The 22,134-nt window shown below is 58.4% G+C and carries 20 protein-coding genes; 8 read left to right on the plus strand and 12 right to left on the minus strand.

All coding sequences use genetic code 11. The features are described from left to right. On the minus strand, positions 1-1,101 hold a 1,101-nt coding region (locus JWR14_RS31440), incomplete at its 3' end, for a cyclic nucleotide-binding domain-containing protein (RefSeq protein WP_299717197.1). A gap of 892 nt (positions 1,102-1,993) precedes the next feature. Between JWR14_RS31440 and JWR14_RS31445 the strand changes: the two genes are divergently transcribed. Continuing rightward, on the plus strand, positions 1,994-2,890 hold the full coding sequence (locus JWR14_RS31445) for a 2OG-Fe(II) oxygenase (RefSeq protein ID WP_299717199.1): 897 nt from the start codon (positions 1,994-1,996) through the stop codon (positions 2,888-2,890). Positions 2,891-2,929: 39 nt separating this feature from the next. Here JWR14_RS31445 and JWR14_RS31450 read toward each other — a convergent pair whose 3' ends face one another. The 3 genes from JWR14_RS31450 to JWR14_RS31460 all read right to left on the minus strand — a co-directional run bounded on the left by JWR14_RS31450 (position 2,930) and on the right by JWR14_RS31460 (position 7,643). Continuing rightward, entirely contained in the window at positions 2,930-3,601 is a 672-nt protein-coding gene (locus tag JWR14_RS31450) for a hypothetical protein (RefSeq protein WP_299717201.1), read from the minus strand. A gap of 98 nt (positions 3,602-3,699) precedes the next feature. Beyond that, a complete protein-coding gene (locus JWR14_RS31455; RefSeq protein WP_299717203.1) occupies positions 3,700-5,169 on the minus strand; it encodes a cytochrome c peroxidase in 1,470 nt (489 codons plus the stop codon). A gap of 176 nt (positions 5,170-5,345) precedes the next feature. Continuing rightward, positions 5,346-7,643, minus strand: coding sequence for an alkaline phosphatase family protein (locus tag JWR14_RS31460; protein WP_299717206.1), 2,298 nt, complete (start codon positions 7,641-7,643; stop codon positions 5,346-5,348). A 371-nt stretch (positions 7,644-8,014) separates the two neighbouring features. Between JWR14_RS31460 and JWR14_RS31465 the strand changes: the two genes are divergently transcribed. Next, positions 8,015-8,713: a winged helix-turn-helix domain-containing protein gene (locus JWR14_RS31465; protein ID WP_299717208.1), complete on the plus strand. Its 699-nt coding sequence runs from the start codon at positions 8,015-8,017 to the stop codon at positions 8,711-8,713. A 479-nt stretch (positions 8,714-9,192) separates the two neighbouring features. Here the strand turns inward: JWR14_RS31465 and JWR14_RS31470 are convergent, their stop codons facing one another. Both JWR14_RS31470 and JWR14_RS31475 read right to left on the minus strand, forming a co-directional pair. Further along, positions 9,193-9,513 carry a CcdB family protein gene (locus tag JWR14_RS31470; RefSeq protein ID WP_299717210.1) on the minus strand — a complete coding sequence of 107 codons (321 nt, stop codon included), beginning with the start codon at positions 9,511-9,513 and terminating at the stop codon, positions 9,193-9,195. Further along, positions 9,513-9,755, minus strand: a complete 243-nt coding sequence (locus JWR14_RS31475) for a type II toxin-antitoxin system CcdA family antitoxin (RefSeq protein WP_299717212.1) — start codon at positions 9,753-9,755, stop codon at positions 9,513-9,515. Before JWR14_RS31475 ends, JWR14_RS31470 begins: the two co-directional genes overlap by 1 nt. Positions 9,756-9,983: 228 nt before the next feature. On the opposite strand from JWR14_RS31475, the gene JWR14_RS31480 reads away from it, so the two are divergent. Beyond that, entirely contained in the window at positions 9,984-11,432 is a 1,449-nt protein-coding gene (locus JWR14_RS31480) for an ISNCY family transposase (protein WP_299717214.1), read from the plus strand. Positions 11,433-12,209: 777 nt separating this feature from the next. On the opposite strand, the gene JWR14_RS31485 is transcribed toward JWR14_RS31480, so the two are convergent. Continuing rightward, positions 12,210-12,971 (minus strand): hypothetical protein, encoded by a 762-nt coding sequence (locus tag JWR14_RS31485; RefSeq protein WP_299717216.1) that lies wholly within the window; start codon positions 12,969-12,971, stop codon positions 12,210-12,212. An 868-nt stretch (positions 12,972-13,839) separates the two neighbouring features. On the opposite strand from JWR14_RS31485, the gene JWR14_RS31490 reads away from it, so the two are divergent. From JWR14_RS31490 to JWR14_RS31505, 3 genes are all read left to right on the plus strand, one after another. After that, positions 13,840-15,138 (plus strand): TAXI family TRAP transporter solute-binding subunit, encoded by a 1,299-nt coding sequence (locus JWR14_RS31490; RefSeq protein WP_299717218.1) that lies wholly within the window; start codon positions 13,840-13,842, stop codon positions 15,136-15,138. 734 nt (positions 15,139-15,872) lie between these two features. Next, positions 15,873-16,241, plus strand: a complete 369-nt coding sequence (locus tag JWR14_RS31495; RefSeq protein ID WP_299717220.1) for a BON domain-containing protein — start codon at positions 15,873-15,875, stop codon at positions 16,239-16,241. A 1,211-nt stretch (positions 16,242-17,452) separates the two neighbouring features. Further along, on the plus strand, positions 17,453-17,827 hold the full coding sequence (locus JWR14_RS31505) for a hypothetical protein (RefSeq protein WP_299717225.1): 375 nt from the start codon (positions 17,453-17,455) through the stop codon (positions 17,825-17,827). 358 nt (positions 17,828-18,185) lie between these two features. Here JWR14_RS31505 and JWR14_RS31510 read toward each other — a convergent pair whose 3' ends face one another. From JWR14_RS31510 to JWR14_RS31525, 4 genes are all read right to left on the minus strand, one after another. Then, positions 18,186-18,476, minus strand: coding sequence for an HU family DNA-binding protein (locus tag JWR14_RS31510; protein WP_299717227.1), 291 nt, complete (start codon positions 18,474-18,476; stop codon positions 18,186-18,188). Between the two features lie 7 nt (positions 18,477-18,483). Next, complete coding sequence (locus JWR14_RS31515) at positions 18,484-19,206, minus strand: IS6 family transposase (RefSeq protein ID WP_299717229.1); 723 nt, start codon at positions 19,204-19,206, stop codon at positions 18,484-18,486. Positions 19,207-19,277: 71 nt separating this feature from the next. Next, on the minus strand, positions 19,278-19,550 hold the full coding sequence (locus JWR14_RS31520) for a hypothetical protein (protein WP_299717231.1): 273 nt from the start codon (positions 19,548-19,550) through the stop codon (positions 19,278-19,280). Between the two features lie 58 nt (positions 19,551-19,608). Beyond that, positions 19,609-20,007, minus strand: a complete 399-nt coding sequence (locus JWR14_RS31525) for a hypothetical protein (protein ID WP_299717232.1) — start codon at positions 20,005-20,007, stop codon at positions 19,609-19,611. 522 nt (positions 20,008-20,529) lie between these two features. On the opposite strand from JWR14_RS31525, the gene JWR14_RS31530 reads away from it, so the two are divergent. Together JWR14_RS31530 and JWR14_RS31535 are read left to right on the plus strand one after the other, a co-directional pair. Further along, complete coding sequence (locus tag JWR14_RS31530) at positions 20,530-20,838, plus strand: CsbD family protein (RefSeq protein WP_299717234.1); 309 nt, start codon at positions 20,530-20,532, stop codon at positions 20,836-20,838. Between the two features lie 129 nt (positions 20,839-20,967). After that, entirely contained in the window at positions 20,968-21,342 is a 375-nt protein-coding gene (locus JWR14_RS31535; RefSeq protein ID WP_299717236.1) for a phage holin family protein, read from the plus strand. A gap of 28 nt (positions 21,343-21,370) precedes the next feature. Here the strand turns inward: JWR14_RS31535 and JWR14_RS31540 are convergent, their stop codons facing one another. Continuing rightward, entirely contained in the window at positions 21,371-21,580 is a 210-nt protein-coding gene (locus JWR14_RS31540) for a hypothetical protein (protein ID WP_299717238.1), read from the minus strand. Positions 21,581-22,134 lie beyond the last annotated feature (554 nt).

The raw sequence follows: 22,134 nt of genomic DNA on the forward strand, positions 1-22,134 counted from the left end.
GAATCTCCGACTGATATCGTCTATCTCGATCGGATCGATCATAGGATTGCTTCGAATGATCCGCGACACCTCGTGTTGCCGGGCCTTGGTCATGACCCACAACAGGCGCTCGGAAACCGCGCGATCGGTCGCCGAGACAAGCATTTTGGCAAGGTCGGAGGGGTCGAAAGCGTTGACCGTGTCAAAGAGCGTGCGATCGTCGATGAATTCAATGTCGGCCAGCGATTTGTAATCGTTGGTGGACCGCGGCGGCTTCTTCGAACTGGCGGGGATGCCGTTATCCTCGCGAGACAGCTTGTCCAGCAGCAACTGCTTTTCGATGCCGATAAGCGCGTCGACGTTCGTCAAGCCGGCCTGTTCCAGTTCCGTCACGATCGAGATGCCAAGGCTATGGTCCGCGGCCCGCTGCGCTGATTCCACGATTCGCCCAGGGTTGAAAACGACGACCTGCCGCTCGACGGTGTCGTCAGCCGTGGGAGAGGACACATCGTCGACGAAGTCCCCACGCGCGGTTTCAAACGCGATAAGGTTCAACGTTTCCATACGTCTGAGCATTGCCATAATGTGCATGCGAGGATGACCGATTATGGCCTGGCAATGCCTGAAGGCATCGGTGAATGAAATAGACACATTCTCCGAACTCGGATGACGCCGTGCGTCGTGGCTTTCGGCCCGCGCCATCAGACTCAGCAAATTGGCATAGGAGACGATGCCATGCAAAAGATCGGCGTTCGTGTGTGCCGGGAGGAGTTCGTCAACTCGTTTGTTCCTGCGGATCAGGCTACGCATCAAGTGGCGAAGCAGGGGCGACACGCGCTCCAGTTCAACTTCGACCGACGTTGGGTCGATGACGATCAGCCGACAAAAGCTTAGGGCTCTCGCGGTTGATCCGCGCGGCTCGGACCGCAACAGCGCACATTCCCCGAAGCATTCGTCTTTCCCCAGGATCGCAAGCACCACTCGCCTTTCATCGCATCTGGTGGAGATCTCGATCTTGCCTTCGGCGATGACGTAGATGCAGGCGTTTCCTGCATACCCTTCCGAGTAAACGACTTCGCCCGCTGCGACGGCCCGAAATTGTGGTGCCTTTTCTTGGTGCAATGTATCCCCCGCTATGCCACTTATGTCGCCTGACCCAACGTTATCGATCGGGTAGCCTGATTTTTGTCGGAGACAATCGTCTTCTACAAGGGATAACGGCATTCTCTTACGAACCCTTTAATTGCAAGAGGGGTGTTTTGACATATATCGATCGGGAATGGCGGGTTGGCCGTTGTAAAGGGGGCCAAACATACAACTGACTACACAGAAGGTAGGATTAGCTCAACCGGGCGTTGGGGCGACGGATCATTTGTGTCGAGCAATTTTCGGCGTGCTGCCAGCAGAGCTCGGCGCCGACGTATTCGGAAAACAGGCTGGATGGAGAGGTGTGAACGGCGGTCAGAAAGCGACACCGATGGCGGCGTCAATCAGAAACGCTAAATGACTTGTTCTTCAGAGCGGGGTTTTCGACGGCTGGCGGAGGTGCCGATGGACTAGTATCGGGCGCATCGGGGGGAGCCCGAAGGGCGAGTGCAGAGGCACCTGGTGCAGCTCACGTCCGAATGGGGCTGACGCAGGAGCCGGTATGCGGAACCCTACACATGTACGACAGGACTGATCGACAAGCACCCCCTTCCGAACAAAGCCCAGTGGTAGCCTGGCGATGCGGCGCGTCGATTCAACCGTGGCTGACTGTATCACTGTGAGATTGGGCATTTGCTCATCGCCAGCGGACGACCACTAAAAACCGCTCAGCTAAGTGCGCTGCGTTAGCAGCAGTCCGTTGAATAGGTGCATCTGTATTCCGACAAATGGCCCCTCGGGTAATCGTCCGCCCTGTCGAAGATGCAGGGCAACCAAAGCATAGAAAAAAAGCTGAAAAACGTTATCATGGCAGTGATTTCAGGCGTCACCACGACACAATTCTTCCAGCCTATCGCTTGCCATTTCGATGTCCATAACAGTTAGCTTCCCCGCCGCTTTGCGTGATTGGATCACCCACAATCTCACACGCGGCGTTGCGCCACAGGCGATTGTGCGTGAGCTGGTTGACCGAAAGAACGCACCGGAGCTCGCGTCGGCAATGGTCGATGCGGTCTCGTCGGCTTTTTTGTACGGCACGCCGTTGCCGGGCGAGACGCTCGAAATCGGCGGTGCGCCGCTCACATACGAAGTGGAGCCGTGGCGCGTACCGGACGGTCCGCTGATCCGGCTCGGAGAGCATAAGGTGCGCGTGATTGCGCGTATGCACCGGCCCGCCGCAGTACTGCTCGACAATTTTCTCAGCGCGAACGAATGCGAGCAGTTAACTTCTCTCGCGCGGCCGCGTCTGGACCGTTCGACCGTGGTCGATCCTGTGACCGGGCGTAATGTCGTGGCAGGGCATCGCAGCAGCCACGGCATGTTTTTTCGCTTGGGCGAAACCCCGCTGATCGCGCGCCTTGAATCTCGTATCTCCGAACTCACAGGCCTGCCGGTCGAGAACGGCGAAGGCCTGCAACTTCTGCACTACGAAGCGGGCGCCGAATCGACGCCGCACGTCGACTACCTGGTCCCGGGCAACCCGGCGAATCAAGAGTCGATCGCGCGCAGCGGACAGCGCGTGGGCACATTGCTGATGTATCTGAACGATGTGGATGGCGGAGGTGAAACCGTGTTCCCCCAGATCGGATGGTCGGTGGTGCCGCGGCGCGGCCAGGCACTTTACTTCGAATACGGCAACCGTTTCGGGCTCGCCGACCCGAGCTCCCTGCACGCAAGCACGCCCTTGCGGACGGGCGAGAAGTGGGTGGCCACCAAATGGATTCGCACGCGCCGCTTCGCGCCACGCGTGTCCGGCATGGAGTGACCTTCGGGACGGCTGGGCGCCCCGCAGGCCCGCTGGATTTCAGCGGACGAAGACCTCGTCGGCGACCCAGCCCTTCGACGTCAAATACACACCCTCGCGCAGCTGCATCGTGCCCGCGCCTTCGATCACGCGCCTGACCATCGGGAACACGCGCTGTGCGTCGTCACTCTTGGCCCACGGCGCAGGATCGATCTTGTAGGTATAGATAACCGAGGTGGCGGTCTGGCCGTTCACTTGCGCCGGCCGCTCCCAGCCCACTACCTTGTCGAGCGAAAGCGTGGCCGCGCAGAAATCGGCCGGATGCGTGACGCGCGAGGTGGCGGTCGCAACTACTTCCGGAATATGCAGATAGTATTTCTGACCTTCGGCCGTCAACTGGAACTGGCGCGCGTTCGCGCGGATCTTCTTGCTGTTCTCATCGGTGCGTTCGACCACCACGTCCTTGCCTGCGACCAGACCGAGTTTCTCGAGTACCGGCATTTGTAACGCGTCGCGGGTACCGGCGGCCATATCGTCCGTTGTCACGTAGATCGGCCAGTCGTATTTAGCGAGGCACAGGTGGCCACGCTGGGCGAGAAAGGTGTTGATGGTGGCCGTGAAATTCTCCCGGCTGACGTCTTGGCTATTGTCATGGCAGCCGGCGAACAGGGTCAGGGCGCTCAGGGCGAATGCGCCACAAGCAATGCGGCCGGCGGTGGAACGTCGCGTCATGGTGTTTGTTGCTCAGGTTGGATTGCTAAAGTACAGGTGAATTTTTTCGGCGCACGGCCGCCCGAAAGGGCCGGCCGCTTGCCTGGATCAGGGTGTTGTCAGTTCACGCAACTGCCGCTGGTGGGCGGCGTGGCGGGCACTTGATAGCCGTCGGTAAGCGTGTTCAGGAAGCAGGCCAGGTCCGCGATGTTTTGCTGCGTCAGCTGCGGCGCCGAGTGGACCACGCGGGGCTGCGCACCGTCGGCCGCTGTTGTGCCGCCCGCCGCAGTCTGACCTTGGCCCATCGGTAATTCCTCGTCGATATTGCCCTGGTACGCCGCTGGCAGATCGTTGAACGACTGGGCCGTCGCACCCGAGGCGGATGTCGGGAACAGCGCGTAGGACGGGTTCTGCACCGACTGGCCGGGGTCGCCGCCCGTGCTTGGGTACCAGTACTCCGGGTTCGTGTCGCGCGTGTTATAGAAATTCAGCACCTGCACGAGCGAGTGGAACACGCCGTTGTGAAAGAACACGGAGCGCGTCGCGACATTGCGCAGCGTCGGCACTTTGAAGCGGCCGCAATACGGGTCGGGAACATTGACGCCGGTGATCGAATCCGGGCCCGCGCCGCTGCTGGCTGTGCCGGGCGTGTGGAGGTTGTTGAGCGGGCCGCACAGACCCATGTCGACGTACGACGCAGGGACGTTGCTCGGGATCGGGTCGGGATTGCCCGGGATCTGTGTGTCGTTGCGCGGCGCGCCGATCGCCTGGTAGGTGAAGTCGGTCATGAGCGCGACGGAGCCCTTGAAGTTCGCTCCGGCATAGTGGCAGGCTACGCATGCGGCGCCCGTACCTGTGTCATTGAAGAGCTGGAGGCCGCGCATCTCCGCCGCTGTCAACGTGCCGCCGAGCTTGTTGGAGACATACAGGTCGAACTTGCTCGCGTAGGGCGCGAAGCTCGGGTCTTCCTGCTGATAAGCCTGGAGGGCGAGACCGATATCGTTGAACGTGGCGTTGGCGTCAGAGAACACGCCTGAGCCGAATGCCTGTTGGAACAGCGCCGCGTAGGACGCTTTCTGTACGGCCTGCACCACGGCGGCTGGCGACGGGTTGTTCATTTCGATCGGATTGAGCAGCGGTAGTGCCGGTTGGGTGGCGAGCGTCGCGGCGCGGCCGTCCAGCATGAAACCGCCGCCAGGCGCGTTCTGCGTGATGCCGTCCGGGTTCTCGGCGATATCGTTATAGGGCGGCGTCATGGATTTGTAGCGCAACGAAGGCACGGCGCGCTGGCCCGCCTGCGACGGATCCGAGCCGAGCTGCACGGACAGGCTGTTGGGCGGCCCGTACGCGAACTGAGGGTTGTGGCAGGTGGCGCAGGCCATGTTCTTGTTGCCTGACAGATTCTGGTCGAAGAACAATTTCTGGCCGACTTGTGCAGCCACGCTAAGCGTGACTGGCGCCGGGGGCGCGACGACGCCCGACGGGCCGCCCGACGACGTCTGGGTCGAGTCGCCGCTGCCACTGCCGCCGCCGCAGGCGGCCAAGATCAGTGAGAGCGCGCAGATCACGCCGAGGGAGAGTTTTCGCATATCAAGTCTTTGGAACCCTGACTCCAATCGCCGGGCGGTCCTGACAGGGCCGAAGGCCGCTTGGCGATGGGACGGATAGAACGGAAACTGCCAGGCCGCAAAAAACGCGGCCTGGCAGGGAGATCACACTTGCCGCCGCGGGGAGGCAGTGAGCCGCCTCCCCGCGAGCCGCGTGCTTACTTGGCCAGTGCCCAGACGTTGGTCTGGGTTGCGTCCGGGCCCGGAGCGCGTGATGCCAGCGACGTACCCGTCACATCGACCGGGTTCAGCTTCTGCGTGTAGCCTGCCGGTGTGATGTAGGCATGGTTCATCGGACGCACGGAGTCGAAGTGCGTATCCGCGCTGGCCGCGAGTTCCGGCAGGTTCACGATGTTGCTCGCGATGAACGACTCGGTGTACTTCGCGCGAGCGAGGTACGTCTGCGGCTGCGCCGGGTCAGCGACCTGGAACATGTCCTGCAGCGTACGCACCAGTGCGAAGTGACTGTACTCGTCGCTGTCGATTACCTTCGGGTTGGCCTGGTTCGTTGCCACACCGAAGATCGAGTTGCCGTGACCGTGGTTGCCCGCACTGTAAGCCGTCGTTGTCGTCTGCGTGAACTTGCCGTTCGCGAATGTGAGCGGTTGCTGACCGACGTTCGACGTCACCGGGTTCCAGCCACAGCACGAGGTGGAGCTGCCTTCGCCTTCGTCAAACATCACGACGATGGCCACCTTGCGTTGCTTGTTGGACCAGAGCGGCGATGCCTGGATCTTCGCGACCACCTGACGTACGTAGTCATCGCCACGCTGAACGATATTCTCGCTTCCGCCGAGGCACGAAGGATCGGAGCCAGTGCCGTGCATGTCGTCGCACTGATCGGGCATGATGAAGTTCAGATTGCCCACGTCACCGCTCGCGAGGTCTGTGCTGAACTGGTCGGTGTTGTAGCCGGCCGGGACAGGGTACGCCGTCGCTTTCGACCAGTCGGCGGCGGAGTATTGCGTGCCGAAGATGGTGCGGTTGTCGGCGAAGAACTCAGGCAGGCTGCGCGTCTGCTGATAGGCCATGCCAGGATGGTGCTTGGTCTTGTACAGCGCACCCGGAACCTTGAATGGCCCACCGGCGGAGCCCGGACCCGTGTAGGTATCCGATATTGCGGCGTCGGCAATACTGTCGGCGCGCGGATCCTGGCCGGGGTTCATCGATTCGCTATACGAGCGCCACGTCAGGCCCGCTTGCGAAATCAGGTTGAAAATGGACGGTGCCGTGACGTTGTGGTTGGCGCTGGCGGTGACGTTGCAGGACGAACTCCCAAAGCCCGACAGGTGACTGGAGTCTTGCGGTGGCAACGCGCCGGTCGCGACGAGAGGCTGGCCGTCCGAGGCCTTGCCACCGGTGAATGCCACGTCCGTCGGCGCGGCCGGGGCGGCGCAGCCCCACCAGTTGTCGTCCACGATACCCCAGTCGTCCCCGCCGCCGAGTGCCGTGTAGTTCGGCTCGCTCGGGTTACCCGTCGAGTAATAGGTCGTGAACTGGTTGTTGGCACTCAGGAACGCGTTGATGTTCGGGGCTTGCGTCGCACCGAGAATTCCTGGGGTACCCGTAACCGGGGCCACGCTGTGGTTCTCGAGCATGATGATGAAGACGTTGTCGTAGCGCGGGATGCCTTCGACATTGAACGCGGCTTGCTGGGCTTGAGCGAACGTGATGGGCGCCTGCGTCTGCGTCGGTTTCACGATCGTTGCGGCGCTCACGCCCGCGACACCGACCAGCGACGGGTCGCCGCCGGGCACGGCGAGGTTGTCGGGGTACAGGTCGCCGCGGTCGAGCTTCGTCGTGGCGTAGGTGTAGCGGTTCGCGAGCTGGTTGTCTTCGAACAGCACAGCCTGCTGCTCAGGAGCCGAGAGCTTGTTCACATCGCTGAGTACGTCCGCAGCTGGCACCGACACCGACGCCGCACCCAGGACCGGTGTGCTCAGGCGGTTGACCAGGTTGCTCTTCTCGGTCGCGTAGACTGTGCCGTTCGCTTCGACAAGACGCTGGACTTCGCTCGACATCGGGCTGATCACGACATTCGTCGCACCCTGGTCGGCGACCTGCGCAGCCGAGGCGCGCAGGATCAGATGGCTTGGAGCAGCTGCGCCGGTTGCCGTGTTGATGGCCTTGGTGCTCACGTCGGCGATCAACGGGCCGCTGGCGGCGGACTGCAGCGTGAAGTGGCCGGTGCTGTCGGTTGTCGTGCTCGCTTCCGATGTATCGCACTTGCCGTTGCCGTTCACGTCCACGCACACGGTGGCGCCAGCATAGTAGCCCGCCTTGAGGGTTGGATTGCCGGTCGTGCTGCCGGGCATGAAGCCGGCTGCGGCTACTACGCCGCTATCGCTGACCGATGCCGGCGAATTGTTGTCATTGCCTCCGCAAGCGGTCAGCACGCAGGCTGCCGCGATTGAGGTTAGAAGAAAACCAGTGCGACTTGTTGAAATGACCGACATGTGTGGGGGTCCCCGGTTGGTTTGGGTGTACTAGTTTCTCGTTCCCTTACTTACTATTTCGTTCTCTTACTATTTTTGAAGCTGGCCGGATTGGAACACTGCCAAATGAAATTTTGGCGTCGGAAACCTGAACGTTTGCTTTCGAAGTGATTAACGGGCGTAGATGTTTCTCAATTATTCGCCCTTGAATTGGCAAAATTCGCTACCATAAAAATGTGACAAATCGATGTTGAGATAAACCGCTGAAGTTCTCAGACACGGGTGAGGCAGCCGGTTATGATCACGCCTCAGTCGCAAATAAGAACTTAGGCAGCTTTTGTTTACTGCTCCACCAACCTACTTTCTTCGCGCCCCCATACTCGGGCAGCAATATGTCTGCAATCCTGATCGTCGGAGATGACCCCTCAATAGCCGAACGACTATGGCTGCATGCACAGCAAGCAGGGCATCAACCTGCGATTGCATTCACGGGAAAAAAAGCGAAGGAATTAATTGATGAGCGGTTGCCAGAAGTTGTGATCCTTGACTGGACGTTGCCCGACATGACGGGCCTGTCGCTGTTGAGCGCACTTCGTTCGGTTAGAAGGACAAAAGATTTGGGTGTGATCGTGTTGGGTGAAGGCTTGCGCGAAGCAGACACATTGAAGGCACTCGAGGTCGGGGCAGACTTCTACCTCGTCAAGCCCTTTTCAACGAGAGAATTGTTTGCCCGTGTGCAGGTTATGTTGCGACCACGGCCAATTGTTCAAGCGCAGGATGTTTTGAAAGTTGCTGCGATCACCATGTCTCTCACGTCACATCGAGTATCCGTCCGAATGGAAGATCAAGAAGTGACCATTAGCCTGTCGCCAATGGCGTTCAAACTCTTGCGTCTGTTTTTGACGCATCCCGGAGAGGTGCTTTCACGTGACACAATTTTGAAAGTAGTCTGGGCGGAACAAACCGATACTAAAGAACGCACCGTCGATGTGTATGTCAAAATCCTCCGTGATGCGCTTAGGCCGGTCGACGCAATGATCGAAACGGTCCGGAAAGGAGGCTATCGGCTATCGAGTGGCAGTCTTCGGTGAAGCGTCGCGCGATGTCCGTACGCAGGCCCTTCTTGATGTTGAGCAGGATCTGGTCGTCGCCCGACTCATAGCCAACGAGCAACAGGCGCAAGCCGTTTTCTTTCATGATTTTCAGCGTCCCGTAGCCTGCCGGCCGAATAGGCTTCTTCGTCGTGGCCGAACGGCGGATATGAGCGCTCAAGATAGACCACTGAAAACTCCGAATTGAGATAATAATATTTGCGAAATGTTTTAGTTATCCAAATCAATTAGTAGCTGCTGCGGCAAAGCGGAGGTCATTTCTCAATGAAAGCATGTTAGCCAATGAATCACATAGCACGGCGTGCACGAACCAGGAGGAGGGTGGCAGTGCCGGGCAGACGGACGCATAGAGGTTGGCAATCAACTCTAGCGCGCAATGCCGAGCGTCAAAAGAGCGCTGATGCCGCGCCTTTGCCAGTCTTCGCCCGGGAGACCGACCAAACCCATGTTGCCTTCTGTCAGTAGGCGCCGAAAATTCGGTCGAGTGCGGACAGGATGACATCGCGGCGATCCGCAAGCGAGCCGATGTACCTGCCGAGCGCGCTCAAGGGAACAGCACTCATGGCAGGCGTGTCGAGGAAGTGTTTCTCACTACTGATCTCGAAGAACGGCAGCAAATCGGATGGTTTGCCTGAGAACCCAAGATCCGAGGTAGGTCGCAAAGGAATCACGATGCGCGTCGGCAAGATTCCGACGTGAGTGCTCTGCACATCAAGCAGATACGGCGCAAGGCGGCGCGTCCCATCGTCGGGGTTCTCGTAGAGATCAAAACGCGCCACTAAAACGTCCTGTGCTTTGAAAGCGGCAGCCCGTCGCGCTCAACCATTGAAGTGTATGCTGCGACCAACTCGGCATTGTCGTCGGCCCAACGGCGAGCCTCAGTCTCCTGAATTTCTTCACGCACACCACGCTCACTCGCGCGCGAAAGGTTGATCCCGAGCTCCTTGGCTCGAGTCAGAACTTCAAGCGGCAGCGTAACGTTCGTTGACTTACGTGCCCGGACTTCGAGTGCCTTACCCATGCGCATCTCCATGTTCAAAAACATGTGCATTATAGTCCACATGAACGATGATTCTCGTATGGGATCTTCCTCCCCGCGGTCGGTGCATTTTATTTGACATAATGCTAATTATCAATGATTTTGATATAGCAGCTAAGTTGTAATGTCCGCTTTTAGCCAGATTCAAATGTCCGCTTTCGGGCGGCTTAAGCTTAGCCGGCGTCGATTCCTACGGCGCCGGGAGCTACGATGACGGCGACGGACAGAATCACCATGACGATGCGCGAGTTGGACCGGTTCAAAGTGATTCAGTCAGTCGTCGATGGATTGCTCAAGCCGTGGCGAGCCGCCGAGCGGCTGTCGTTGACCACGCGCCAGGTTCGACGCCTAGCGGCACGCCTGCGCGAACAAGGACCGCCTGGGCTGATCTCGGGCCGATGCGCCAAGCCGAGCAATCACCGGATAGATTCAGGAGTTGGCGTGCGAGCCGTGGCGGTCATCAAGGAGCGGTACGCCGATTTCGGTCCGACCTTGGCGTGCGAGAAACTGCGCGAATGCCACGATCTGAAGCTGGCCAAGGAGACGGTCAGGCGCTTGATGATCGACGCGGGCTTATGGACGCCTCGCCGACAACGTCCGCCCAAGATCCACCAGCCGAGGAACCGGCGTTCGTGCCTGGGCGAGCTGATCCAGATCGATGGCAGCGATCATCGGTGGTTCGAAGACCGGGCGCCGGCCTGCACGCTGCTGGTGTTTATCGATGATGCGACGAGCCGCTTGATGACTTTGCACTTCACCGCGACCGAGTCGACCTTCAGTTATTTCGAAGCGACGCGGCGCTATATCGAGCAGCATGGCAAGCCGATGGCGCTCTACAGCGATAAAGCCAGCGTGTTCTCGGCCAATCACAAAAGCACTGCTGACACGGGAATAACGCAGTTCGGCCGGGCCTTATATGAACTCAATGTCGACACCTTTTGCGCCAACAGCAGCCAGGCCAAGGGCCGCGTGGAGCGCGCCAACCTGACCTTGCAGGACCGGCTCGTGAAGGAATTGCGGTTGCGCGCAATTGACACACAGGAGGCGGCCAATGCTTATGCGCCCCACTTCATTGCCGACTTCAACAACCGGTTTGGCAAGGTACCCAAGAGCGACTACAACGCACATAGGCCACTGCGCAGCGACGAGAATCTGGACTCAGTTTTAACGTCTCGCGCATCGCGCTGCGTGTCGAACACACTGACCGTGCAATACGATCGGGTGCTCTACCTGCTCGATGATTCACCCATAACCCGAGCGCTGATTCATCACTATCTGGAGGTGTACGAGTACCCGGATGGTCGCATCGAAATCGTGGCCAATGGCACCGCCCTGACCTATCGCCAGTACGATCGGCTCTCGGATGTAGACCAGGGTGCCGAGATCGATAACAAGCGGCTTGGACACATCCTCGCGCTGTCTCGACAGGTGCAAACCGAGCGTGATAATCGACGCATCTCGGGCTCGCCGTCAAGGACCAATCAGGGCGAACCGGTGAGGCCGAAGATGCGGGCCAACAACACGCGCAAGCAACGCGAACTCAAGCAGATTGATCTGAACGCGATGATCTTGAGGACCTCCGAAATGCAGGCAGCCGCGGTGGGGAAACTGCTTTCTACAGAGATAATTCTCGACCCAAAAGCGGACATTTCAACTTAGCCCGGAGGCGGACATCTGTATCTGGCCTCGACATTGATATAGCAGCTAAGTTGTAATGTCCGCTTCTAGCCATATTCAAATGTCCGCTTCCGGGCGGCTTAAGCTTAGCCGGCGTCGATTCCTAGATTTATGTCAAACGCGCTGACTGTACCGGCCTTGGTATTGGGTAGGAATCCAAAGTTCATAAATCGACAATTCCTTTGCCCAAACTCTGATCGCTATGGCTGCGTAAATCGGGAAAATTAGCCTTGAACTTCAGGCGATAAATGGTTGAGGCCGTTGCCTTCCATACCCTCACGATATCCGAGCCTGCCGTCCCGTGAGTTACGCATTTTTAGGATTCGCCTCAGCGAACGTCACGCGCAGACATCGCCCGATCCGCAAATCGTTGTCTGTCAGTTCAGCCGTTCGAGCAACCAGTGCAACTCGCGCTCCGCAATTTCCAGTGTCGTGCGACCAGAGAAATCGACCCTCCTTACGGCGACGATAAGGAAGGTTGATGCAAGATGATCGGGCACGGATTATCGAGAAGCAATAAACCCATGCTATCAAGTCGAGCACGGCCTACGCATTTAGGCCACATACCAGTGCGGGCAGGTCAGGTTCACTTCAGTGGGTAGTGAAGGCGTTCGAGGACCCGTGCCACAGCCGGATCAAGTTATGCTTCATCGATCAAATCGTTGGTCTCGTCGCCTGCAGCTTGGCAGGCTGCGGTATTGCAACAAACCGTGTGGAATGATGTCGACGAAGGCGATACGGCTGCTGGGCAGCGCGAGACTATTGGCCGAGATGGGACAGCGCGATCTGCGCCGGCGCGCGGGAGATCTGCATCAACCCTTCGAGAGGGTGGGCAATGTCCTCGATCAGGAAAAGAGCGCCGGAGACCGACAGCGCACAGACGAAAAGCGTCGCAATGGCGGTTGGGTTGTTGGCGCTGACCAGACCGAAACCTGCGAAGAGGATACCAAGCCAGAGTACCAGCACCGCCAGGAATGGCGTTGGTATCGCGCCCTGCCCTGGTCGGAACAGTATCCAGCGCGTTTGCGCCAGGTCGTGGCTGCGGGCCAAGGTGTCCGACTGAAGCATCCGCTGCATATCGTTTCGTGGTGCCAGTTCTCGAAGCTTTTGCTGAAATTGCTCCACGCGCACCAAGCTGTCCGGAACGTCCGCTTCGGCCTTCCCGGCACCTCCCCCGGAATAAAACAGCTCCACAGACGAGGCGTAGGTACGGCGCAGGAGCTCGCGGGCTTCCTTCGCCTCCGGGCCATAATCGGCCAAGGTGCGATCGACCATGATGACCGTAGCCGCCGTCTGCATGAACTCGTCGTTGAGTCGGTCGAAAGAAACCTTTGCCGAGGCGATGAGGAGACCAAGGACGAGAGCGGCGAGCGTCGCCATCAGGCCAGCCCCCAGCTTCACGATAACCGTCGAATCCTCGCTCAGGTGATGGGCGGGAAGAAAAGAGCGAAGACCCAAGCCGAGCATCCCACTGGCGAAGACGCACACAAACACGATCAAGGCGACTACCAATGAGCTCATGATTGACTCCTGCGGTTTGCCTCGAGGTCGCCCCCGCACGACCGGGACTGGCGAAGACCATGTTTGAGTGCTGGGATGCTACACCTACATCACAGTGCCCGACCGAGGATATCGCTTCGGCGCCGAAATCATGTCTCATTGACGGGCGGACTCTAAGCGTCCACCATAGGGAAGTTTTAATCGCCACCTCGAACGGCGGTTTCTGTGGGCGAACACTGTCTTTCACGATTGCCAATGTTAGACCCGCTGCGGCCCTTCGACCCCACATTCACACCTGTGCGCCTGCCGCCCTGTTACTGACCGTGGAAAATCGCGGGCAACTGCCTGAAGGCAATGGACACGAACGTGTCAGCTCCCTTAACTGATTAGAGCCACCTATGCGTTGCGCAATGTACTGCCTGCGTATACGAGGCATTGCGGCTCACGGCATAGGTCTGAGCTGGCGGACCCAGGCGACCCGTTGAATGAACGAGACATTGACGCTCGTAGTACCGGAATATATCTCTCGAACATCCTGAGGTATCCATCCGAAAAAGCAGATCTGAAGGGACAGGCTAATGGGTCTTGCTATAAGACAATCTGGTAACGTAGGTTTGGAAAACAAAAGGATAGATCGACGAAAAGCGAGCTCGAATGCGGGCGTGGACAAGGTGCTCAAGCGGCCGCGCTATCCAGCTTCCTGTTCGGAACCGCCAGCGAGGCAGTGAGCCAGACGCTTCAGCTGACAGTCGCCGTCTCGCCGGCGACTGTCAGCAACTCCGCCACCTATACGCTTACTCCGAGTCCAGCCCCGCGTGAGAGACCTGACGAGAGAGGCCGAGCAATGCCCAGGCATAACCCAGCGCTTCGTCGTAGCCAGAAGGTTCCCATGACACTAGGGCGCCGGCGGCTCCTCATCCTTGGCGCGGCACTGCTGCTGGCCGCGCTGGGCTGGCCGCTGGCGACAGTACTCAAGCCCGCCATGCAGCACACGATCGTCATCACGTCCGGGGCGGACAAGGGTATCTATCGCGGCTTTGCGGATCGCTATGCCCCCATCCTGAAACGTAATGGCATCACGCTCGATATCCGCAGGTCTTCCGGTTCGATCGAGAATTATCAGCGGCTGAAGAATCCGGACAGCGAATACGAAGTGGGCTTTATCCAGTCCGGCACCACCAGTCCAAAAGAAACAGACCGCCTGCAGATCATCGCCGCCGTCTCATATGAACCGATCTGGGTGTTTTATCGTGGTGACGCCACCGTCGACCGGCTGGCACAGCTGCGCGGCAAAAGGATCGCCATAGGCGTTCCCGGCAGCGGCCTGCTCAACGTCTCCTTGGTATTGCTCGCCGATAGTGGCATCACAGGCGACAGCACCACGCTGCTGCAAATAGATGCAGTCAAGGCATATCAAGGCCTCGAAAATGGCCAGCTGGATGCCGCATTCTTTATCGGCAGGCCCGATGCCTCCATGCAGCAAACACTTTTAAACAGTGATCTGAAGTTGATGAGTTTTGCCCAGGCCGACGCCCTGGTGCAAAAATTCCCGTCTCTGTCCAAGATTATTTTTCCGCGCGCCTCGACCAGCATCGTCAACGATCTTCCGAAGGCTGATGTCACCCTGCTGGCCGCCACGGCTCTGCTCGTGTCCAAGGACACCCTGTACCCGGCTCTCGCCTACCTGCTGCTCGAAGCGGCCAAAACGGTCCACGGCGGCGAAGATTACTTTACGCCGCTCGGCGCGTTTCCCAATCTGAACACCGAAGAGTTCCCCATCTCCGAGGAAAGCACACGCTACTTCAAGTCCGGTCGGCCCTTCCTGCAGCGCTACCTTCCGTTCTGGCTGGCCAGCTTTATCGAAAGGCGCCTGTTGATCCTGCTCCCCTTCATGGCCTTACTGCTAGGCTTGCTGCAGGCATTGCCGCGCATGGTGGAGGCGCGGATAAGAAACCGGCTGGTGGTTTGGTATCGGGAAATCAAATCGCTGGAAGATGAAATATGGAGGAACAAGCAACCAACCCCTGACCAGATTGCGAAATGGCGCGATGAAATCGAGAACATTGATGCTCATGCCAGCCGGATACGGATTCCTCAGCGTTATTTTCAGGATGTTTACGCCCTCAAACAGGCGATTCGCGTCGTACGGGACCGGATTTCCCATGTAGCTCAGAAGGTGAAAGAATAGCTGGGCGGCGAAAATTGTTTCGGCTGTTGGAGTTCGTCAATTCTGCTAGTGATGTCCACTGGCGCGCTAATATTTGCCCGTTATTTTTGCTGGCGCGGAGGCACGGCCACGCCCGCCTGTGATCGCCCGTTTTGTGTCCGCCCGACATTGGCGAAATCCCGCGTGTAACCGGGTACCGGGTCCGCCAGAAAGCGACGACGCCAGGCGATAGAAAGTCGTCCAATGGACACCGACGTGTTGCCCGCACCCACGGCTTGCACCCGCGAGAGCGATCCATGACCAAGCCGGTCGAAACATCGCTGCCACCTTTTCGCTCGCTTATCGGCGGCCTTCGGCCGCGCGGAGGTCACGGGCGTCAAGCGCAAGCCGGCCCATGTGCCGCCATTCGATGAACACTTGGGGACTGTCCGCTTCCCTGTGAACTTGAGCCGATCATGTCCGGCCCTCCGGGAACCTATCGAGGTGCCATCTCAGAAGCTTGGTGCTGCCGATCTATTGGACCAGGGTCAATTGGACCAAGGTCCAATTGTTTCGCTGGAAAAACAGGAGCAGATTGCCTGTGAGCGATTGCATACCCTTGCGCGCTCGCCAAAACTCGGCCAACGGTCGGCGGGGTCTATTTGTAGGGGCCAAGGCAGGGAGCAACCTACTGCGAATCAGCATGATCAAGCTGCACCGTAATGGCAGACCCGCGATCTCTGTGGAGATTTATCGTGGCCCAACTGGAGCTAGCAATGAAATCAGTCAAGACACTCAAGCTGATAGGTAGCGCATTGATCGTTGTGGTATCCATCAATGCGTGGTCGCAGACTGGCGAATCCGCTGCGTCGTCGACTCAATCCAGCATGGCGCCGGCAGAAGGAGGAAGTGCGAAAGCCGCCAGACAGGCTAATCGCGCACTCAGCAAGAAAGTGATCCGCGCGCTCTCGAAGGGTGGCGTCAAGACTTCCGGAATCAACGTAATTGCAAAAGGCGGCGCAGTGGCGCTTGCGGGATCCGTCACTGACCCGGCCCAGATCGACAAGGCCGGCGAGGTGGCGAAGGGTGTGTCCGGCGTGACGTCTGTGAAGAATGCTCTGACAGTTAAAGAAGTGGGTCAGTAGTCCTTCTGGTGTTGATGTCCGTTAATAGCGCTAGACGTCCACAGGCGCGCCAACCTTGCCCATCAATTCTGCTAGCGCAGCCGGCAAAGGTCACGCTGCTTGCATTTTGCACGCTAACGGATGATCGCTCGAAGTGCTCCCGCGAAATTTGGTGAGTCGCTGAACACGTTAGCCGGAACGGTTGCGAGCTCCGATTGATGCACACGGCGTATCGTTTTTCAGGTTTTAACCATTCACGCTTCCAGCGAGGAGCAGCGACGTCAGCATCGTTCAATACGAGACATTTGGAGCAATACGGGAGACGATGACGGGATGTCATCCACTTCGATGGCGTTTGAATCCGGCTCAATCGATCGTCATCTAATCGTGCGAGCATGGACAACCGATCCAGGACAGTTTGCCAAACGCATCACATGCGATCGCGTAGTCACGCGCTACAACAGCGCCACGGATCTGATCGAAGCAGGAGTCGGTTTGCGCTTTTGAGCGTATCACCAACGATCATTGTTTTCGCTGTTGCCAGCGCGTGGATCGAGATCAAACTATTGCTTGATTCGCGCCTGATTCAATTCATAGTAATTATGCGGCTAACGAGAAAGGGTAACATTTTCCGTCGACAAAACTAGTACAGTAAGATTGCACTCGCGGTTCCCCTAAGACAACTGAGAGAGGATTTGAGATGGTCCTATACCACCGAGGTGCGGCGATACAACCTTCCGTCACAAGAGAAGGTCACGCTTTCGTAGCGCGCGCTGTCATCTTAGAAGGGGATGGCGAGGCTACTTCACTGGGAATGCTAGGCCAGTTCGCGAGCCAAAATTCCGCTTACGAGTTTGCCCTTCGGAGCGCTACTGCATTCGTAGATGGCGACCCAATGCCCCGCTCCCCTTTTGAACTCCTTCAGTCAGCATAGGAAACGCTGTGTCGGTGGCGCAAGGGTAATCCCTTTGGTAACTTCCAAACAATTCCTCCGACGCAGCCCCGCCCAGTAACGCTCTCCGCGGTACTTGATAGGCCATCTCATTCGGCCCCGGGGCACCAACGACCGTCGGTAGGCAGCTCAAGCGTCGACAGCAGGCTGACCCAGATTTTTCTAAACTTTGCTTCGATTCGCGGATGGCAGGAACAAAACGAAAACCCACCCGCCCGGGTGCGAACCGAAAGCCATTGAGCAAGTCATCGCTTTTGCCGATGCCCCAGTCACTCAGCGCGTGGAATTATCGCTCGCGTATCACCTCGCGCTGGTTGCCTGCCGCAGCGACAACGGAAGCCGCCATCAAATCAACGAACTAGTCCGCTCGGTCTATATGGCGTACAACCTTCAGCGCATGGGATCTGGTGATATTCCTTTCGAGTGCTATGAGCACGCTGAAGCGGCGCTCAAGGACACGGCCGCGGTAGCAGCCAAATCCGGCAAGTGGATCTTCAGTGAGCAGGACGCCCCCGTGATCGAACGCTTGCTTTCTCTGCATGACAAGCAGTTGGCCGAGGCTCCACTGCGTCGGGTGGTGGCAGCCGAAAGACAATTGCGCCAATTTCTGGCGGGCGCCGGTGCATCGCCGCTCGTGCGCCCTAAATTGGATTAGCGGCCGACCGCCCTTCAGTTAAACACGTTCGCTTCTCAACAATGCCGCGTAACCAACCGCTAGGCTCTCGCGTCCGCTTCCTTTTAAAGGCCCGTCCCAAGCGGGCGCGCTACTGCGATACGGCGATCGCATCGCCGAGGTGCTTGGCAAGGCGCGCGGCCAGCGAGTCATGATCAAATCGATTCACCGCGACGGCGTCGCGCGGCGCAGTGCCGTGAAGTGGACGAACCTGGTGGCCCTTGACGATCAACTGTTTTAAGCGTCGCCGACCCTGCCCCAGGTGTTGAAGCGCCGAGCCATGACTTCGCCACCGCTTGCCATGGGGTTGCGCAAAGACCCGATAATACGCCGAGCGCCCTTACGAATTCACTGAATCCTTGAACGCTTTACCCGCCGTGAATTTGACGGTTTTTGCAGCCGCAATTTGCAGCGTTTCACCGCTCCTCGGGTTGCGACCGGTGCGTGCCGCACGCTGGCCGGTGCTGAAGGTGCCGAAACCGACCAGCTGAACGCCCTCACCTTCAACGACTGCTTGCGTCACAACCGCGACGAATGCGTCGACGGCCTCGCCCGCGGTGCTCTTGCTTATGCCAACGGCCGAGGTTCTGTCGCGATAAGATCGTCTTGATGAGCAGACAAGAAATGACAAGGACTGCTCACATAACCATAGAATAAAACTGCGCGGCGGTGGACGGATGAGTTCCGTTCTCGGTTTTCATCTGCCCCTTCTTGATCATATGCATCACTTCGATGCCGGACAGGATGATGCGGGCACAACGAAAATCTTTGAAGCCAAGCATCGGTCGGGTGATGCGTTTGATGGCCCGATGGTTCTGCTCGACCACGTTATTCAGGTACTTGACTTGACGAATCATGATGGGCGTCTCCCGCTCGGCGTTCACCGCGTGCAGCGCGGCCAGATCAGAGCCGCTTTTGTCGATGGTTACCGTCTCAGGCACACCACTCTGAGCGATCGACTTTTCAAAGAAGCGCCGTGCTGCCACCTTGTCCCGCTTGGCTCTGAACAGGAAATCAATGGTTTTACCCGTTTTGTCGACCGCCCGGTAGAGATACCTCCTCTGGCCTTTGACTCGGATATACGTTTCGTCCATTCCCCAGCTCTTGCCCACTGGCCGCTTGTGACGGCGAAACGTCTTCTCGAACAGCGGCACCAGTTTAATCACCCAGCGATGTACCGTCGAATGATCGACCGCGATACCTCGCTCGGCCATCATCTCTTCAAGATTACGCAAACTGAGCGAGTAGGCGCCGTACCACCGCACGCACAGCAACATCACATCGAGCGGATAGTGGAGGCGTTTCAGGACATGGGCGATGCCCGGAGCTAGCGTCTTTCGCGGTGTTTGCACTTTCTTCATCGGGCAGCCAAAGTATATTTGTCAGCCGCGAATATTACCTCTCCCGCATTAGCGCGACAGAACCGGCAGTTCTACTCGCTAGTGATATAAATAATCCTGATGATATTGATCAGGCTCGTCCGTTCACCGTTATCGCGACAGAACCCTCGCGCCCAGGCGCGCTCTGCATCCGTCGCTTCAGGTCGGTCGAGAATGGCGATGCCGGTCCGAATAGGCACCAGCGGCGCGCGAAGCTCATGCGCAAGCATTGCGAGAAACTCTTCCTGGTGATGCTCAAGCTCGTCGAGGCGACGTCGCATCTCCAGCAGTTCTGCCGATGCCTGCCGTTTTTCAAGATGTAGCACTGCGTGTTCTGCTAGCGTTTTCAGTGTCGCTCTCTCCGACTCACTGAGATTCCGGGGCTCATGAGCAATTACGCACAGCGTCCCGAGGGCCGTGCTGTCCGACGCTTTCGATACCGCCCCACATAGACAACGACGTTGCGCTCACCGACCACTTGAGGGTGATTCCGAGATTCTTCATCGCGGTCGCATCTGGAATCACAGGGATATCGTTCGTCAGGAGGGCCTGAGCACAAAGCGACTCCTCTCGCTTGGCCGACCGGCGCGCCATTCCCCACGCGGACTTACACCACTCTCGGGTTTCGTCGATGAAGTTGAGCAATGCAATCGGTACCTGCAAAAGACTTGCAGCGACCCTGGTAATGGAGTCGAAATGCTCCTCCGCCGGGGTGTCGAGAATCCCGAACGTTTTGAGCCTGCGTAGTCGATGCGACTCGGTGAAGGGAACGGCGGTGGCCATGACAACAGCTGTCCGAGAGGTGAGCTAAGTTAGTCAAGCAACAACCATTCCTCTGCATAAAGTATTTGACCGATAGCTGGTGATGCGACTTCTTCGAGATTGCGACCAATGCCAGGCGACCGGCATCCCGCACCGCCGGGCTTTTCGACCAAGCATTTGCGGTTGTGGCTCGAGTCCGACCAACATTCCTTTGAACGTGGATGCCTGGGCGCCCGATTCCCGCCGAGGCATGCATTTGAAACGGCGCCCGTAGTCAAGGCAGGGTGTTAGGAGGATTTGCCAATCCGCGCAGTCTGGATGTCAAAGATGCCGAGCAACTCCCCTCGCCGCAGCATCCCGTGACGACATTTTCCACACTTCCCGGCCGCTGCGTTGACGGTAATACGGCAATTCGTGTGCGGCTGTCCGCGATGCCGAACCGTACCTCGACTTGGCGTTCTCCTCGGTCTGAACTGACACCTCGTGGCGGGTGGCTGGCACGTCCCGTGCGCAGGAGGACATAGTCAACGATGGGAGGATGTCATGGACACCGACACAGCAGAAGGTACATTGAACGAAGTGGCAGGCAAAGTTCAAGACGCAGTAAGCGGTGTGGTTGGCGACGCGGCCACCCAGATGTCTGGGAAAGCGCGCGAGTTAAGCGGTAAGGCGCAGAAGCTCTGCGCGGATACCACCAGCCTCGTGCGGGACAGAACGGCTGAGAGTCCACTTGCAGTGTTGGGCATCGTCGCCGCCGTCAGTTTCATAGCCGGGGCGATCTGGGCAAACACTAGAAGCGCTGCTTCCCAAGCTTATCCAACGAATCCGAGAGCTAACGACCGGGCGTATTAGGTCAGCACCGTCGTGGTAGCGGGTCGATGTTTCTACGAACCTCCGCTCCGACGGCCTAGGATTGCGTCTCGCCCAATTGGCAGGACCGGTTGGATTCGCCGCAGTCACCGTCTTGGTGGGGGTACGAAGATGTCGGCCCAATCAAAAATCACGCGATGGCGCAATATTGGTCGATTCTGCACTCGAAGAGTCGCTGACTACGGTGAATTGTTTCGCATCGAGCTGGCCGAAACGAAAACGCGATTGCTGCACGAAGTGATTGCGTTGGTCGCGCTGGCAGTTGGCGCTCTTTTCACGCTTTCCTTCCTTTGCATCGCCGTCATTGCGTCCGCCTGGGGGACGCCCTATTTCCTTCGCGTCGTGTGGGGCGTCGCCGCAACGTGGCTGGTTGTGACGATTGCTGCCTTCCTTGTCTTACGCGCTCAGCGACCTGGGCAATCATTCAAGACCTTGCAACAAGAGCTCCAACGCGATGTTGAGTCTGTCAAAGAGGCGATCAAATGAAGCGCGGGATACACGAACATAAGGAGGCTCAAGCAGTTGTCCTCGCACGCATGGCGGCAACGCGCGCACAACTCGTATCAACCAGCCAGCCTTCGAAAATTGGCGCCGGTGTAAACCGGGCAGCCCGACATGTCTCACCGGATGCCGGTCCCGTGCTCTTGTGCACACCCAACGCGGCGCTACTCGCCATCGTGCTGGTCGGATCGGTCATCATCGGACCGAGGCGGATCCTGGTCATATCGTTTCGAGCGGTCCTGACGGCGTGGATCACGAGAACGGTGCGCGCCATCGCAGGCGGGTGAACTTAGAGCGGTCGGTCGCCAGAAAGCCGCGATGGCGGCCCGAAACCAGGGGCTTGCGGCTCACACCTCAGAAACCGTCCCAAGAAGCGCTTTGAGACCTGCAGATGCGACGCACCAGTCTGTGCCGGACTTTCGTCTGGCCTCGTGGCTTAGGACCGGTCCACAGCCTGCCCTTCGGCTAAGGCATTGAAGTCGGAGGTCGGAGTAAGGCTTAGTCTTATGAAAACCCGTCGTCGAATGTTCGGGACTGTTCAAAACGGAGCTATCAAGTGGCGGCCGATGCCACGGCTCGACTTCGTTTTACGACGACCCGCGGAGGCGCCAACCGTGGCCGTTTTGGCCGGCAAAATTATCGGAGTCGTCGCTGCCCGCTCGAACAATTTATTTGATGGTGCACAGGCGCCACAACGCGTGTCGCACCGCACCGTCGTTCGGCTGATTCGATGAGCGGGGCATCGCGGTGCTCGTCCACAAGAAGGCGATCGGATCC

Origin of the sequence: Caballeronia sp. (genome assembly GCF_028292365.1) — a bacterium.
GTDB lineage: Bacteria > Pseudomonadota > Gammaproteobacteria > Burkholderiales > Burkholderiaceae > Caballeronia.

Coding starts and splice junctions, on each gene's coding strand:
- JWR14_RS31485 (WP_299717216.1), bottom strand. CDS start 12,971: ATGAGCTCATTGGTAGTCGCCTTGATCGTGTTTGTGTGCGTCTTCGCC.
- JWR14_RS31460 (WP_299717206.1), bottom strand. CDS start 7,643: ATGTCGGTCATTTCAACAAGTCGCACTGGTTTTCTTCTAACCTCAATC.
- JWR14_RS31490 (WP_299717218.1), top strand. CDS start 13,840: ATGACACTAGGGCGCCGGCGGCTCCTCATCCTTGGCGCGGCACTGCTG.
- JWR14_RS31445 (WP_299717199.1), top strand. CDS start 1,994: ATGTCCATAACAGTTAGCTTCCCCGCCGCTTTGCGTGATTGGATCACC.
- JWR14_RS31540 (WP_299717238.1), bottom strand. CDS start 21,580: ATGACCAGGATCCGCCTCGGTCCGATGATGACCGATCCGACCAGCACG.
- JWR14_RS31450 (WP_299717201.1), bottom strand. CDS start 3,601: ATGACGCGACGTTCCACCGCCGGCCGCATTGCTTGTGGCGCATTCGCC.
- JWR14_RS31525 (WP_299717232.1), bottom strand. CDS start 20,007: ATGGCCACCGCCGTTCCCTTCACCGAGTCGCATCGACTACGCAGGCTC.
- JWR14_RS31495 (WP_299717220.1), top strand. CDS start 15,873: ATGAAATCAGTCAAGACACTCAAGCTGATAGGTAGCGCATTGATCGTT.
- JWR14_RS31530 (WP_299717234.1), top strand. CDS start 20,530: ATGGACACCGACACAGCAGAAGGTACATTGAACGAAGTGGCAGGCAAA.
- JWR14_RS31535 (WP_299717236.1), top strand. CDS start 20,968: ATGTCGGCCCAATCAAAAATCACGCGATGGCGCAATATTGGTCGATTC.
- JWR14_RS31515 (WP_299717229.1), bottom strand. CDS start 19,206: ATGAAGAAAGTGCAAACACCGCGAAAGACGCTAGCTCCGGGCATCGCC.
- JWR14_RS31455 (WP_299717203.1), bottom strand. CDS start 5,169: ATGCGAAAACTCTCCCTCGGCGTGATCTGCGCGCTCTCACTGATCTTG.
- JWR14_RS31465 (WP_299717208.1), top strand. CDS start 8,015: ATGTCTGCAATCCTGATCGTCGGAGATGACCCCTCAATAGCCGAACGA.
- JWR14_RS31480 (WP_299717214.1), top strand. CDS start 9,984: ATGACGGCGACGGACAGAATCACCATGACGATGCGCGAGTTGGACCGG.
- JWR14_RS31475 (WP_299717212.1), bottom strand. CDS start 9,755: ATGGGTAAGGCACTCGAAGTCCGGGCACGTAAGTCAACGAACGTTACG.